The sequence below is a fragment of the Oleiphilus sp. HI0043 genome (genome assembly GCF_001634935.1).
This window is the reverse complement of the sequence record NZ_LWEY01001073.1, coordinates 1-534: the sequence shown is the minus strand read 5'-3', so window position 1 is coordinate 534 and position 534 is coordinate 1. Positions and strand designations below refer to the sequence as shown.

Annotated in this window: 1 pseudogene; it reads left to right on the top strand. The window is 44.6% G+C overall.

Annotated elements, in window-relative coordinates:
* Positions 1 to 212: 212 nt before the first annotated feature.
* Positions 213 to 534: pseudogene (locus A3729_RS11825) on the top strand (IS110 family transposase); the annotation flags it as partial.

Below are 534 nucleotides of genomic sequence, written 5' to 3'. Positions count from 1 at the left end.
TCTTCAGAGTAAGCTTGAGTTTTTTTACGTGCCATGAGCACCTCCACATAAGGTCTATATAACTATAGTAGGGTGTACACTAATTGTTGGGCACTCGGAAACCTAGACATAATGACTCCCCACGTCCCAAAAGAGTGCTGACCTCCTATCGTGGGTTAGCAAAGCCAGAGCCATAATATATGTGTCATACCATATAAGCGGAGGCCAGCACCATGAAAAACAATACCATAATTTTTGTCGGATTGGACACCCATAAGGAGTTCACCGAAGTCGCATATTGCGAAGATCAACGAGGCTCAGAAGTAAAACATCTTGGAAGAGTTTCTTCAGCCAAAGTATCACTTACCAAGATGGCAAGACAGTTTGAAAGCAAATACCCGCAGGCTACCCTGCATTTTGTTTATGAAGCAGGCCCCTGTGGCTACTGGATTTATCGATTGCTGACAAGCTTAGGCCATTGTTGCTATGTTGTTGCGCCATCACTGATTCCAAAGAAACCCGGACAACGCGTGAAAACAGATAAACGCGATGCAC